The 13,861-nt window shown below is 63.7% G+C and carries 10 protein-coding genes; 5 read left to right on the top strand and 5 right to left on the bottom strand.

The features are described from left to right. Positions 1–152 precede the first annotated feature (152 nt). Positions 153–1,094 (bottom strand): CysB family HTH-type transcriptional regulator, encoded by a 942-nt coding sequence (locus tag PIN31009_RS06675; RefSeq protein WP_058375510.1) that lies wholly within the window; start codon positions 1,092–1,094, stop codon positions 153–155. A 132-nt stretch (positions 1,095–1,226) separates the two neighbouring features. Here PIN31009_RS06675 and PIN31009_RS06680 point away from each other — a divergent pair, with 132 nt between their 5' ends. The 5 genes from PIN31009_RS06680 to cobA all read left to right on the top strand — a co-directional run bounded on the left by PIN31009_RS06680 (position 1,227) and on the right by cobA (position 6,228). Continuing rightward, complete coding sequence (locus PIN31009_RS06680; RefSeq protein WP_150789743.1) at positions 1,227–2,003, top strand: sulfite exporter TauE/SafE family protein; 777 nt, start codon at positions 1,227–1,229, stop codon at positions 2,001–2,003. 74 nt (positions 2,004–2,077) lie between these two features. Further along, positions 2,078–2,854 (top strand): phosphoadenylyl-sulfate reductase, encoded by a 777-nt coding sequence (locus tag PIN31009_RS06685; protein ID WP_150790239.1) that lies wholly within the window; start codon positions 2,078–2,080, stop codon positions 2,852–2,854. A gap of 114 nt (positions 2,855–2,968) precedes the next feature. Continuing rightward, a complete protein-coding gene (gene cysD / locus PIN31009_RS06690) occupies positions 2,969–3,916 on the top strand; it encodes a sulfate adenylyltransferase subunit CysD (RefSeq protein ID WP_150789744.1) in 948 nt (315 codons plus the stop codon). Positions 3,917–4,025: 109 nt separating this feature from the next. Further along, positions 4,026–5,327 carry a sulfate adenylyltransferase subunit 1 gene (locus PIN31009_RS06695; RefSeq protein WP_150683574.1) on the top strand — a complete coding sequence of 434 codons (1,302 nt, stop codon included), beginning with the start codon at positions 4,026–4,028 and terminating at the stop codon, positions 5,325–5,327. A 109-nt stretch (positions 5,328–5,436) separates the two neighbouring features. Further along, positions 5,437–6,228, top strand: coding sequence for a uroporphyrinogen-III C-methyltransferase (gene cobA, locus PIN31009_RS06700; protein ID WP_150789745.1), 792 nt, complete (start codon positions 5,437–5,439; stop codon positions 6,226–6,228). A gap of 68 nt (positions 6,229–6,296) precedes the next feature. On the opposite strand, the gene PIN31009_RS06705 is transcribed toward cobA, so the two are convergent. From PIN31009_RS06705 to lptF, 4 genes are all read right to left on the bottom strand, one after another. Beyond that, a complete protein-coding gene (locus PIN31009_RS06705; protein WP_150789746.1) occupies positions 6,297–10,898 on the bottom strand; it encodes a dermonecrotic toxin domain-containing protein in 4,602 nt (1,533 codons plus the stop codon). Between the two features lie 258 nt (positions 10,899–11,156). Then, positions 11,157–11,543: a sirohydrochlorin chelatase gene (locus tag PIN31009_RS06710; RefSeq protein ID WP_150789747.1), complete on the bottom strand. Its 387-nt coding sequence runs from the start codon at positions 11,541–11,543 to the stop codon at positions 11,157–11,159. Further along, the gene (gene lptG / locus PIN31009_RS06715) at positions 11,543–12,682 is read right to left on the bottom strand and encodes an LPS export ABC transporter permease LptG (protein ID WP_150683578.1); all 1,140 of its coding nucleotides are present in this window, start codon (positions 12,680–12,682) and stop codon (positions 11,543–11,545) included. The genes PIN31009_RS06710 and lptG overlap by 1 nt, the downstream gene beginning before the upstream one ends. Then, the gene (lptF, locus tag PIN31009_RS06720; protein WP_150683579.1) at positions 12,682–13,815 is read right to left on the bottom strand and encodes an LPS export ABC transporter permease LptF; all 1,134 of its coding nucleotides are present in this window, start codon (positions 13,813–13,815) and stop codon (positions 12,682–12,684) included. The genes lptG and lptF overlap by 1 nt, the downstream gene beginning before the upstream one ends. Positions 13,816–13,861: the final 46 nt, after the last annotated feature.

Genomic DNA, 13,861 nt, shown 5'->3' on the forward strand with positions numbered 1-13,861 from the left:
GGTCGAATCACGCAAGGATACCGTACGCCGCGAGCCGCGCAAACGCTGTCAAAAGACCGGCTTGCGAGCCACATAAAACAAAGGCGCTGCTATTGGATAGCAGCGCCTGATGATCGGGAGGGGGATGGCCTGAACGGGGCCATCCCGCAACGTCAGAGCTCGTAGCTTTCGTGCTCGCCGCGCAAGGCCTGTTCGACCAGCTTGCGTGTGAGAATCGGCGACAGCAGCTCGACCATCGTATACACATAGCCGCGCAGGTAGGCGCCTTGCTTGAGCGCCACACGGGTGACGTTCGTGCCGAACAGATGCCCGACCTGAAGCGCGCGGAGATTGCGATCGCGCTCGGGGTCGAACGCCACGCCCGCCAGAATACCCACGCCGAGCCCCAGTTCCACGTACGTCTTGATGACGTCCGCGTCGATGGCTTCGAGCACGATATCCGGCTGCACATGACGCAGCGCAAACGCCTGATCGATCTTGGCGCGCCCGGCGAACTGCGGGTCGTAAGTGATCAGCGGGTACTTCGCCAGATCCTCGATGCCAACCGACGACAACTGCAACAGCGGATGGTCAGGCGGCACCACGGCCACGTGCTGCCACTGATAGCACGGCAGCGAGACCAGATCCTTGTAGCCCGCGATGGCTTCCGTCGCGATGGCCAGATCGGCCTGATCGTGCAGCACCATCTCGGCGATCTGCGTCGGACTGCCTTGCAAGATCGACAGACGCACCTTCGGGTAACGGCGCTTGAACTCGGCCACCGCGTGCGGCAGCGAATAGCGCGCCTGCGTGTGGGTCGTCGCAATGGTCAGGTTGCCCTGATCCTGTGCGGCGTAGTCCTTGCCGATGCGCTTGAGGCTTTCGACCTCGAGCAAGATCCGCTCGATGGACTCGAAAATGATGCGCCCCGGCTCCGTCAGATTACGGACGCGCTTGCCATGACGGGCAAAGATGTCGACACCCAGCTCTTCTTCTAGCTCGATGATCGCCTTTGAAACCCCCGGCTGGGAGGTGAACAGCGCTTTGGCCGCTTCCGTCAGATTGAAGTTCTGACGAACGGCTTCGCGCACAAAACGGAACTGGTGCAGGTTCATTTGTATAACTTTAGAAAATATACAAACAATTTTTAATTCGTTTGAAGTATATAGCGTTTTCATTACAGTGGGTGCCACTGTTTCGATAACGTTATTCCTTTCAGTCATTTAGACCCATCAGGAACGTCATACATGTCGCTGTGGCTCGAACCCATTTCCGGATTTGGCGTCGGCCTGCTGGTCGGCCTGACCGGGGTGGGCGGCGGCTCGCTGAAGACGCCTCTGCTGACGCTCCTGCTGGGTTACGCGGCGCCGGTCGCCGTGGGCACCGATCTGGCGTTTGCCGCCGTCACCAAGAGTTTCGGCACGGTGGCGCACCGCTCGCACGGCCATGTGAAGTGGCACATCGTGCGGCGCCTCACGCTCGGCGCGCTGCCGGCGGCGCTGGTGACCATTCTCGGGCTGAAGCGCCTTGGCGGCATCGATGACAACGCCTTGCACGTCATCAAACTGACGATTGCAGCCTCGGTGCTGCTCACGGTGCTCTCGCTCCTGTTTCGCGCCAAGTTGCTGGCGGCCCTGCGGGCGCACCCGAACTGGCAGCTGACGGGCCGCACGCAGACGATTGCCACGGTACTCGTTGGCGCGGTCATCGGTGTGCTCGTGACGATTTCCTCGATTGGCGCCGGTGCCGTGGGCGCGACGCTGATCCTGATGCTGTACCCCCAGTTGGAACCGGCGGAAGTCGCCGGTACGGATATCGCCTACGCGGTGCCGCTCACGGCAATTGCGGCGCTGGGCCATATCTGGCTCGAGACGGTGCACTGGGCACTGCTCGGCAGTTTGTTGATCGGCTCGCTGCCAGGGATCTGGCTGGGCGCGAAGCTGACCCGCCATTTGCCCGAGCGCATCGTGCGCGGGGCGCTGGCGGCCACGCTCACGCTCGCGGCAGTCAAGCTGGTCGGCTGACACCCCACACAAAACAAGGAGTTCGCGACATGCGAAACGAATCCCGTTGGCAGCCGGCGGTGTCTGCATCGTCAATGTCGCCCGCTGCCCCGGCTGCCGTGCCGTCGAGCGTCGCGCACGCCGAGCATCTGGACGCGGCGCTGCTCGACGACATGGAGGCCGTGCTGGCCGAGCGTCTGGCGCGTATCGCCTCGCTGCATCGCAACGTGAAGTTTGCGAGCAGTCTGGCCGCCGAAGACATGCTGATTACGCACGTCATCCTGCGCCAGCAACTGCCGATCACGATCTTTTCGCTCAACACCGGCCGTCTGCACGACGAGACCGTCGGCATGATCGACAAGATCAAGGCGCGCTACGGCTACGACGTGGTGCAGTACACGCCGCAGCCCGATGCGGTCGAGAAATACGTCAGCGAGCACGGTGCCAACGCCTTCTATGAAAGCGTGGACCTGCGCAAAGCCTGCTGCCAGATTCGCAAGGTCGAGCCGCTCGGCCGTGCGTTGGCGGATGCGGACGCGTGGCTCACGGGCCAGCGTCGCGAGCAGTCGGTGACGCGTGGCGAACTGGCATTCGCCGAGCAAGACGAGGCACGCGGTATCGCCAAGTACAACCCGTTGTTCGACTGGACGGAAGCGCAGGTGTGGGCGTACCTCACCGCGCGCGATGTGCCGGTCAACCCGCTGCATGCACGCGGCTACCCGAGCATCGGGTGCGAACCGTGTACCCGCGCGATCCGCCCCGGTGAAGACAGCCGAGCGGGCCGCTGGTGGTGGGAGTCGCGCGACAGCAAGGAATGCGGGCTGCACGCGGGCAACCTGAGCAAGATCCCGGTCTCGGTGCAGTCGAACTGACGCGCACGCGACAGACCAACAACACCATGCGATGCGACGCCGCGCTTCACGAATAAGCCGCAAGCGACGCATCGAAGCAAAACGAATCACGGAATCGTCAAGGAAGGGAACACTATGGGTGCGATGCACGAAGTCGCGCAGGCCAGCGGCGCGCGGATGGATCATCTGGACTGGCTGGAAGCGGAATCGATGTACATCCTGCGCGAAGTCGTGGCCGAGTGCCGCAAGCCCGCGCTGCTGTTCTCGGGCGGCAAGGATTCTGTCGTGGTGCTGCACCTCGCGCTCAAAGCCTTCGGTCTCGGCCCGAACCGCAAGACGGTGTTGCCGTTCCCGCTCGTGCATATCGACACCGGTCATAACTACCCGGAAGTCATCGAGTTTCGCGACCGTCATGCCAAGGCACTCGGCGCCGAACTGATCGTCGGTCACGTGGAAGATTCGATCCAGCGCGGCACCGTGCGTCTGCGTCGCGAAACCGATTCGCGCAACGCTGCGCAGGCGGTCACGCTGCTCGAGACGATTGCCGAACACGGCTTCGACGCGATGATCGGCGGCGCACGCCGCGACGAAGAGAAGGCCCGTGCGAAAGAGCGCATCTTCTCGTTCCGCGACGAATTCGGCCAGTGGGACCCGAAGGCGCAGCGCCCGGAACTGTGGCACCTGTTCAACGCACGTCTGCACAATGGCGAGCACCTGCGCGTGTTCCCGATTTCGAACTGGACCGAACTCGACGTGTGGCAATACATCGCCCGCGAGAATCTGGATCTGCCGTCGATCTACTACGCGCATGAGCGCGAGATCGTGCGCCGCAACGGCTTGCTGGTGCCGGTGACGCCGCTCACGCCGAAGCAGAACGATGAGTCGAGCGAGTTGGCGTCGGTGCGTTTTCGCACGGTCGGCGACATCAGCTGCACGTGCCCGGTGGCCAGCGTCGCCGCCAGCCCGGTGGAAATCATCGCCGAGACGGCCGTGACCGATATCACCGAGCGCGGCGCCACGCGCATGGACGATCAGGCGTCCGAGGCGGCGATGGAGCAGCGCAAGAAACAGGGTTACTTCTAAGTCGCACGATAGAAAACCCGGCTTTTCGAGCTAACAGAAATACGGCCCGCCGGCGCGCGCAGCAGATTGCGCGCAAGCGCCGGGGCCACGGATTCGAGTGGATTTGACCATGAGCCTCACCCCTCACCAAGAAGATCTCGGCGTACTGCGCTTCATCACGGCAGGCAGCGTCGACGACGGCAAAAGCACGCTGATCGGCCGCCTGCTGTACGACAGCAAGGCCGTGTTGACGGACCAGCTTTCGGCCCTCGCACGTGCCAAGCACAAGCGCACGGCCGGCGAAGATATCGACTTCTCGCTGCTCACCGACGGCCTCGAAGCCGAGCGCGAGCAGGGCATCACCATTGACGTGGCGTATCGCTACTTCACGACGGCGCGCCGCAAGTTCATCATCGCGGACACGCCGGGTCACGAGCAATACACGCGCAACATGGTTACCGGTGCGTCGACGGCTCACGCCGCCATCATTCTGGTCGATGCCACACGCGTGACCGAAGTCGATGGCCGGACCGAGTTGCTCGCACAGACCAAGCGTCACAGTGCCATCGTCAAGCTGCTGGGCCTGCAACACGTGATCGTCGCCATCAACAAGATGGATCTGGTCGATTACAGCGAAGCCACGTTCGACGCGATTCGTGCCGCCTATCTGGAACTGGCGCATCGCCTCGGTTTGCAAGACGTGCGTTTCGTACCGGTGTCGGCGCTCAAGGGCGACAACATCGTGCTGGCCAGCGAGCGTATGCCTTGGTATCAGGACGAGCCGCTGCTCGACGTGCTTGAATCGCTGCCGGTGGCGCAGACGGGCGGCGAACTGCGTTTCCCGGTGCAATTGGTGGCACGTCAGGATGGCTCGCACGCCGATGACTTCCGGGGCTACATGGGCCGCGTGGAATCGGGTTCGGTGCGCGTCGGCCAAGCGCTGCGCGTACTGCCCGCCGGGCGCGATGCGACGGTCGCCGAGATTGTCGGCCCGCGCGGTCTGCTCGAAGAAGCGTTTGCCGGCCAGTGCGTGACGATTCGTCTGGCGGAAGATGTGGACGTCTCGCGCGGTGACACGTTCGTCACGGCCGAGTCGGCCCTGCAACCGTCGCGCAAACTGTCCGCCGATGTGTGCTGGTTCGATGAAGACGCGTTGGCACCCCAGCGCAAGTACGTGCTCAAGCAAGCGACGAGCTCGGTGTACGTGAAAATCGGCAGCGTGGATACGGTGCTCGACGTCACGACGCTGCTGCATGGCACGGACAAGACCACGCTCGCGATGAACGACATCGGCCGCGTGCAGTTGAGCCTGCAAAAGCCACTCGCCGCCGATACGTATGACGCGAACCCGGCCACGGGCGCCTTCGTGCTGATCGACGAAGCGACGCATCACACGGTGGCTGCGGGCATGATCCGATCGCTGGCGGCGTAACCGGTAACTGGTCCGCTACGCGTCAATCACAAGTATTCATCGGCTTTTCACGGCGCACGGCTCCCTCTCGAAGGGGCCGGCGCCCACTCCTCACGACGACGGCTGCAACATGACGGTGACTTCTTCGCAATCTGCCGCACTTCCGGGCAAGGTCTATCTGGTCGGTGCCGGCCCCGGTGCCGCAGACCTGATTACGGTGCGCGGCGCACGCTTGCTCGCGCAGGCCGACGTCGTGCTGCACGACGCACTGGTCGAGCCGGAAATGCTGGCGTTGTGCCCGCAGGCGAAATTGATCGCCGTGGGCAAGCGTTGCGGCAAGCACTCCAGCGCACAACACTTCATCAACAAGCAGTTGATCGATAACGCGCGCACGCATGCGCTCGTGGTGCGTCTGAAGGGCGGCGACCCGATGTTGTTCGGACGCGCCGATGAAGAGTTGCGCGCACTGGAAGCGGCCGGGATTACGGTGGAAGTCGTGCCGGGCATAACGGCGGCGCTCGCCAGTGCCGCTACGCTGAAAAGCTCGCTGACGCTGCGCGGCGTTTCCCGCAGCGTTGCCTTCGCCACGCAAAGCCGTGCCCCCGAGTCGGCAGAAATCACGGCGCAAGCCTCCGCCGATTCGCTGGTCTATTACATGGGCCGCGACGCCGCCCAACGTATCGCCGGTGAACTGATCGCTGCCGGCAAGCCGGCGGCTACGCCGGTGGCAATCGTCGAAGCTGCGACCACGCCCCGCGAACGCAGCGTCGTCATGACGCTGGACGATATCTCGCGCGGCGTCGCGGCCGGTTGGTTCGACAGCACGCAGCCGAGCGTGCTGCTGATTGGCGACGCTTTCGCGCAGGCACAGGTGTCGACGTCCTCGCCGGCGATGCACGCCGGCGCGTCGCTGGCCGCCTGACGCATGGCGGCATAGTGTCGCATCGGCAGGCCGGTGGTTCTCCCGTCCGCCCTGCGGCGAACAAAACCTTACTGCGTCAGACGGAATAAATCCTGCACGCTGCGCCCCTCGGCGATCGGTGCGTGTGTCAGTTGGCCGACATCGACGCGTCGCATCATGACGGCTGGGCCGCCCGGAAACCTGAACGCGCCATAGGTTGCGCTCATGCGCTTGAGGTGCCGGATCGTGGTCTCGAGCACAACGGCCTTGTCGGGATGGACGACGATGCCCGTCGCCGGGTCGAAGAAGAAATACTCCGTGCGCATTCTGATGACCCGGCGTCCGAACAGCATGATGTGATGCGGGGTCGTCATCTCGTAGATGCGCTCGATGTTGGCCTTGCCATCGAGTGCCGCGCCGAGATTGTCGATGCTGAAAGTGCGCACGCTGTCGGCGCCCGAGTGGATGGCATTACCGGCGTACTCGCTCGCCCCCAGACTTTGCATCTGGTCCACGTATTGCTGCGTCGCCGGTGCCTCGGGCGCCATCGCGAACTCACTCTGATGGGCCAATAGCGTCCCTTCCTCCCCATCGCGTACCGCCACCGCCATCGCGCGCACCATGCCGTTGTCGAGCGTGCCAGCTGGCACGCCGGGAATGTCGGTCACGCGTGTGACGACGGCACCCCCGGCGGCCGCTTCGGTCTCGATATCTGAAACCAGCTCACTGGACGCCTCCGCGGCCAAGGCGTTTTCGACTTCGCCGGCAATCTCACCCAGCGTGGCGTAATCGGAAATCTCCGGCGCGATGAAGAGCAGCATGTGATACGTGGCGGGCGCGCGCTCTCCGATGGGCTGGGTGCCCCGCAGAAAGGCCTCGTTCTTCGCGTTTCTGAATACCTTGCGTTCGGCAAGCGTCGCCTCGTTACGCACGGCTTCGAGTCGCGCGCCGTAGGCCTGATCGATTTCGTAGGCCAGATGGGGTTCGTTGAGTGACGAACTGGCCCCGACTTCGGACTGCGGTATGACGCGCCACCCGCCGGTGGCGTCCAGCCGCATATGAGGTCCCAACTCGTTGGTCTCGGGATGCCACAGACGGAACTCGCCCGCACCGAAATCGAAGGTGAGATGGGCGTAGGTGAATTCGTCGACATGCGCGATGAATTCACCGTCGACGTAGTACAGCCCGTCAATGACCCCGCTAACGCCGTCCAACGGGCCGTCGACGAAAAAGTGATACTTGGCGCCGCCGGGCAGACGGCTGAGTATCTGAAGGCGCAGCGCGGAGATGCCTTGGCTGCCAATGGCGGTGGCCAGCGATTTCCAACCCTCGGGGCGGGTATGTTCATCGCCGAACGCGGCCAGAAGCGCGCCGATCATGCCGTCCGAGATGCTCGCGGAAATCGACGCCGGCCGGACGATGTCGGCGGCCCAGGTACCGAGCCCCATTGTCATGTCTATCCAGCGGATCGCGCGCGCTACGCCGACCACCGATTCCCCCGAATTGCCGGTGGTCAGCGTCGCGTTGAGATACGCGCTCGAGTGGTTCAACATCCGGTCGGCGACCACCTGAAAGGTATCGCCGTCGACAGGCGCGCCAACGGTATCGGGCAGCGTGTCCGTGGTGGACGCCTCGGCGGCAAACGCTTCCAGTTTCGCGTTGGCCTCGCGTTTTCGATGCGGTTGAAGCAGGGACAGAAGACGGCGTCTGCCATCGGGGCTGCGTGCTTGCTCCGTCAGCCACGTCTGCATGGCAGCCCGGCTGTCGAAACCCGTGACTTCACCGTTTCCCGTGCCGGGGGCGTACATCAGCACCTTATGCGTTCGCGCGTCCGTGAAGAGCATTAACCGTGTCGGTACGCCGCCGAGACTGATCCACTCGCGCGAATATCGCGTGGGCGGTGCGACCCCGATGGGGATGCGGTTGTCGCCGCGCTGCGAATCTTCGGCCACGGCTTGGGCGAGGGCGACTTGGGCTGGGTCCAGCTTCTGTTGTAACGCCAGCGAGAGCGCATCGATGCCGAAGCTTGCCCTGAGCACCTGACGCAACGACCCGTGCCGCGCGGCAATGAAATCCTCCAGCGCGTTCCGGTAATTCTCCTGAAAATGGTCGAAGGGAACGCGGCGCATGAAGGCGTTCGCGTCCGGCAGGGGAAGCGTCGAAGCAGCTTGTCCGGTCGGGGCGTTGGGGGAGCGTGCTACCCGCGCGAGTCGCATGACTTGTCCCGTGAGCGGAACGGGGGGCCTGCCGCTGACCGCTTCGAGAACGGCGTTGGTCAGACTCATCGAGGTGATGGTGGTCGCGTTGCCGGATGAGGTGCCGGGAGGTGACGGCGTTTGCGTGCAGATCTCCAGCCGGATGAGATCGGGGTCTAGCGCCTCGGCGTCGAGTGCCTTGAGCGCATCTCGCGCGGCGGCTCGCGCAATGCGCCGCTCGTCGGGCAGCAGCATCGAGACTTGTGCGCGCAGATCGAGCAGCGATTCGATGGACGATTCGATGTCTTCCGGCAACGCAATGACGCGGGCGGCCGGTCTGGCGCCCAGTGGAAGGCTCGTCCCCAGTGAGGTGCCTGACTGCAATGATTGATAGCGGGCATGCGGTGTCGCGCCCGCAAACCACGCGGCGTGGTCTTCCGCCCGTGCGGAGGTGGTGGCCCGTGTCACGTCGAAGGCGATGTCGTCGAGGACGACGGTGAGGGAAGCGGCCCGCGCCACGACCAACGGGTCAGCCGCGAAGGGCTTCAAGCGGAAGCCTGTGTCGTTGCGCGGGGCGTGCTGAGTGTTCGGTGGCGTCGATCGGGCCGATGATGTCACGCGCAGCGGCAGACGAGCCCGTACGGCACCGGTCAGGCCGGAGGTTGCCGACGCGAGGTCCGCCTGCAACGCGGAGAGGTTCGCGTATTCCCGCCAAGGGTGGGCGTCGCCGGCGAGATACAGCAACGCGCGTCCGTCGTCTTCGTGTTCGGTGGTGGCGAACATCGCAGCGATCGGCAGCGTATCCGATACGCCCAAGCCGGTGAGATGCACGGTATAGGTGCGCACGTACTCGAGCGGTCCCTGACTGGCGTAGACGGGGGTGTCCAGAACGATTTGCCCGAGAACCACGGCATCCGCAGACAAATGCCCGGCGGCGTAGGACAACTGAAGATCATCGCGGGCCATGTGACGCTGGGACGCATCGAGTTTCTTCAGGAAGCGCTGTGCTTCGATGCTCGATTCACCTTGCTGCCCCAGCCATTTCCATTCGGTCAGCGCACCGAGAAACGTGTCGATCGACAGCCCCGGTACCTGCTCGCTGGCAGGGTGTTTGCGGTGCTCCTTCAAGTCGCCTGCGTAGACACCGTAATTCTCGATTCTCAACTGCTGCTGGCCGCTAACGATACGCATTGCGGCTTCCACGATGGGCGTGCGCGAACGCAATGCCGAGCGTTGCAGGTGACGGATGTCGTAGGACTGCGGAGCGTCCGGAAAGTCGAACGTATCGAACTGGTACAGGAACACGTTGTCGAGCGTGGGGGCGTTTTTGTCCGGCAATGCCGCACGGGTCAGTCGTCGCGTGAAACTGGTCTCGATGATTTGCGTGAGGTTCACCGTGCTTTGCGTCAGCCGGAAAGCTGCCTTGTGCTCCATGGTGCGATTTCGCAGCAAACCGATGAACGCCGCGACTTCCTCGTGAAACGTCGCGGACGATGCGATGCCGTCGATTTCCGGGCGCGGCGCGGGAACGACGGCCGGCGTTGACGATGCCTCGACGAATTGCCCGGCTGGCGTTGCCGTGCTGGATACCGATGCTTGCTCGGCGCTACGTCGCGCACGCAGATCGTTCACGTGCGCGACGTTGTTCCGAAGCGGGGTGACGTCGGATGCCTGATCTTGCGCGCCGGGCGCGTGTTGCCCTGAACGGTAGGCCAGCACCGCATCGGCCAGACGCGTGAGAGTGCCTTCACCGGACGGCTCGGCGAATGGTGAAGCGGCATCGACGAGATGCACTGAACGCGTGGTTTCGGATGCCGCCCGGCTTCCCGGCGCGGTAGTCGTCTGTGTGGCGTACAACCACCAGAGCACGAAGCCCATGACGCCAGCGTCCCGGAAGTTCGGCGGGCGCGGCGCGGACGGGAGCGGTTGTGCTGCGGGGAATGCCGATTCGGACGGATGGCCGTGACGCGCCTTCGGATCGTGGCCGGAGCCGGCCCAGCGAAAGCGTACCGCCGCCTCGTGCAGAAGGCGAAGCCATTGCGTGACCTGCGCGCGCCACTGGTCTGCGGGGAGGGTATGCGCCAAGTCGCCGGCCTCTGCACGCGAAACGGAGCGTTGTAGGTCGCGCAAGGCGCTTGTCGATACGGCACGTTGCATGACGTCTCGCACGCTCTCCGACGGGCGGCGCAGACTCAACGCCTTCGTCAGGCTATCGAGAATGAGCGGGGCGAGGTCTTCGTTCGCGGCGAGGACTTGAGCGATGTCGGGGAGATCGTTTCTGATCAACTGATCGAGTTCGCTCTGCGACAGTCTCGACTCGATGACATGCAGGGTAAAGCCGAGTGCGGCGGCGAGATCGCGCGGTATATCGAGCATCTCGCGCGCCGCTTCGGAGAGTTGCAGGAACGCGTTGTTGGGCAAGTGCCGGGGCGGATTGATCGCGGGTTTCGGCATGGTGCCCGGCACGGCGCGCAAGTCGGTGATGATGCCTGGCATAAGGGGCTCGGGAAGTCCTGATAGGGCTGCGCAGACGAGCACGGCACGCGCCCGGTGGGCTTCCGGCCGTTGCTCAGATAACCGGACGCACGCGTCGCGGTGACACCGATTGTTGGACTTGAGCCCGTCGGTCCGATTTCATTTTTTGTCTGCGGGACCGCATTGGGAATTCGCCGCGCGGGGGCGAAGCGGAGCGGGAGAGGCGGGAGAAGCTTGGGAAGCTGGAGGGAGCCAGTGGCGTGGCGACGCCGATGGCGGTCAGACCGGGTCGCCGGCGTCGAGTTGATGCAGGCAGTAATCGCCGATGGCGTTCAGCACGTCGTCGTTTTCGCCGACAGCACCGGCAATGTCGATCTGCACCTGCGGATGCGCCTGACGTGCCTGCTCGATGAGCGCGGGGAGGTCGCGCCGGACGTGTCCGCCCTGCCCGAAGAAGACGGGCACCACAGTGATATCGGCAGCACCTGCTGCCACTTGGGCGTCGATGGCATCCAGCACGCTGGGTGTCATCAGTTCGAGAAAGGCCAGACGCACATCCACGCCGGGGCGGCGAGCGGCGACGATGGCCTGCAGGCGCTCGAACGGTTCGGCCCAGCGCGCATCGCGCGAGCCATGGCCGAACAGGATGAGCGCCTGTTTCTGCATCAGTGTTTGTCCACCCAGCGCAGCGCCGCGATGGCGAGCACCAGATAAAGCAGCGACGGCAATGCCGCCGTGAACCATGCCGGCCACGTGTTGAGCAGGCCCAGATGCGAGAACAGATTGTTGAGCAACTGGAAGCTCATGCCGAGCATGATGCCGCCGAACACCTTCAGGCCGATGGCCCCGGCGCGGGCGTGCAGGTAGGCGAACGGGAGTGCCAGCGCCATCATCACGAATACCGCGAACGGATACAGCAGCTTTTGCCAGAGCGCCAGGTTGTAGCGGTCGGTGTTCTGCTGGTTTTCCTTCAAATGGCCGATGTACTTGTACAAGCTGCCGATCGCCATGTTGTCAGGCGAGACCATCAGCACGGACAGAATCTGCGGCGTCAGCTCCGACTTCATCTGCACCTTGTCGATGTGGATCTGCTTGCTCTGTACGAGCGCGCGCAGCGGGTCTTTGCTGGCCGTGGCGTCGTCGGTGGCGGAGAAGACGGTCTCCGACACGTCGGTCAACTGCCAGAAGTTCGGGGTCTGAAACTGTCCGAGCTTTGCAAGACGCACGCTGTCGAGGCGCAGCGACGAGTCGAATTCGTAAATGCGCACGTCGGCGATCGTGTTGTCAGGGTTGAGCGTACCCACGTTGATGAAACGCGTGACCCGTCCGCCTTCCTGTTCGACCGTGTCCTTGACCCAGACCCCTGAACGGAAGCCCGCCGAGACGGAGCTGCCCAACGCTTCGAGACGAATCTTCTGCGCGAGTTGCTCGGCACCCGGTGCGACGAACTCGCCGATGGCGAACGTCAACAGCACCACCGGCAGGCCGATCTTGAGCAGCGAGCGCAGCGCCTGTCCGGTGGAGAGACCCGAGACGCGGAAGATCGTGAATTCCGAATTACCCGCCAACTGCGCGCAGACATAAATCGCGGCAATCAACGAAGCGACCGGAATGATTTCGTACATGCGCTGCGGTGCGAACAGCAACACATAGGCGAGCGCGTGCTGGAAGCGGTAGTTGCCGCGGCCCACGTCGCCCAGTTCGCTCACCAGATCGAAGAAGACGAACAGACCGACAAACGCGAGCAGGACGAACAGGAACGCCAGATAGATCTGGCGCGCCAAATATTTTTCATAGACGCGCATCAGCGAACCCCTCCTGCCGTCGGCTCGCTTCGTTCGACATTGCCACGATTGCGTTTGCGGCCGAGCAGCCCGCGGAAGCGCATGCGGCGCACGTACAGCAGCACGATGACGATGAGGGCGATGGCGTGGAGCAGCCACACGCCGATGGCGAGCGGCAGGCGCTCCTGCGCCACATAGGCCTGCGACAAGCTCAGCAAATTGGTGTAGCCCAGATAGATGAGCACGGCCATGACGAGGTTGACGGTGCGGCCATGGCGCGGGTTCTGATACGCCAGCGGCACGGCCAGTAGGACGAGCGAGAGCGCCAGCAGGGGCAGACCGATACGCCAGACGATTTCGCCGCGGAAGATCGGATTGGCAATCTCGCGGAACAGACGCATGGTCGGCACGCCCTTGGTCGGGGTGTTGTCGACGTCGGTCGTGGCCGGGTTATCGATCTTCACGCCGTAGCGCTCGAATTCCATGACGCGGTAATCGGGCTGTCCGGGCACGCCGTCGTAGCGTCGGCCGTTTTCCAGCACGATGTAGCGGTTGCCGTCCTTGGCCGTCTCGATGTGACCTTCTTTCGAGACGATGACGTTGACCTTGCCGTTCTCGGTGCCCGAGACGAAGACGTTGTGCACCTTGGTGGCGTCGGGCGAGACGGTTTCGACGAAGAACACGCGGTGATTGGCGGCGCTCTCGCGGAATTGGCCCGGCGCGATCATCGAGACGTCGTCGCGCTGGGCGAAGCGGGCTTCGAGCGCGGAGATCTGGAGGTTTGCCCACGGCCACGCGACCAGCGCGCAGAACGTGATGACGGCCAGATACGGCGCAGCAAAGCGCAGCACCGGCTTGATGAAGTCGTTGATGGACAGACCGGAGGCAAACCACACGACCATTTCGGAGTCGCGGTACCAGCGGGTCAGTACAAACAGGATCGAGACGAACAGCGTGACGATCAGAATCACCGCGAGGTAGCCGACCACGGCCAGACCGATGAGCACGAGCACGTCGCGCGGATCGGCCTTCCCGGACGCTGCGAAGCCCAGGATGCGGATCATCATCGTGGTGAGCATGACGGTGATCAGCACCATGAAGACGGCCCCAGCGGTGTAGTTCAGCTCACGCTGTAGGGAACGCTGAAAAATCATGTGATGAAGATTGGGGAGCTCTCGCGGTTGGGCGAGCGCGGAAAAA

It is taken from the genome of Pandoraea iniqua (assembly GCF_902459685.1).
GTDB classification, from domain to species: Bacteria; Pseudomonadota; Gammaproteobacteria; order Burkholderiales; family Burkholderiaceae; genus Pandoraea; species Pandoraea iniqua.

Coding starts and splice junctions, on each gene's coding strand:
- lptF (WP_150683579.1), bottom strand. CDS start 13,815: ATGATTTTTCAGCGTTCCCTACAGCGTGAGCTGAACTACACCGCTGGG.
- PIN31009_RS06695 (WP_150683574.1), top strand. CDS start 4,026: ATGAGCCTCACCCCTCACCAAGAAGATCTCGGCGTACTGCGCTTCATC.
- PIN31009_RS06680 (WP_150789743.1), top strand. CDS start 1,227: ATGTCGCTGTGGCTCGAACCCATTTCCGGATTTGGCGTCGGCCTGCTG.
- PIN31009_RS06705 (WP_150789746.1), bottom strand. CDS start 10,898: ATGCCAGGCATCATCACCGACTTGCGCGCCGTGCCGGGCACCATGCCG.
- cysD (WP_150789744.1), top strand. CDS start 2,969: ATGGGTGCGATGCACGAAGTCGCGCAGGCCAGCGGCGCGCGGATGGAT.
- cobA (WP_150789745.1), top strand. CDS start 5,437: ATGACGGTGACTTCTTCGCAATCTGCCGCACTTCCGGGCAAGGTCTAT.
- lptG (WP_150683578.1), bottom strand. CDS start 12,682: ATGCGCGTCTATGAAAAATATTTGGCGCGCCAGATCTATCTGGCGTTC.
- PIN31009_RS06710 (WP_150789747.1), bottom strand. CDS start 11,543: ATGCAGAAACAGGCGCTCATCCTGTTCGGCCATGGCTCGCGCGATGCG.
- PIN31009_RS06685 (WP_150790239.1), top strand. CDS start 2,078: ATGTCGCCCGCTGCCCCGGCTGCCGTGCCGTCGAGCGTCGCGCACGCC.
- PIN31009_RS06675 (WP_058375510.1), bottom strand. CDS start 1,094: ATGAACCTGCACCAGTTCCGTTTTGTGCGCGAAGCCGTTCGTCAGAAC.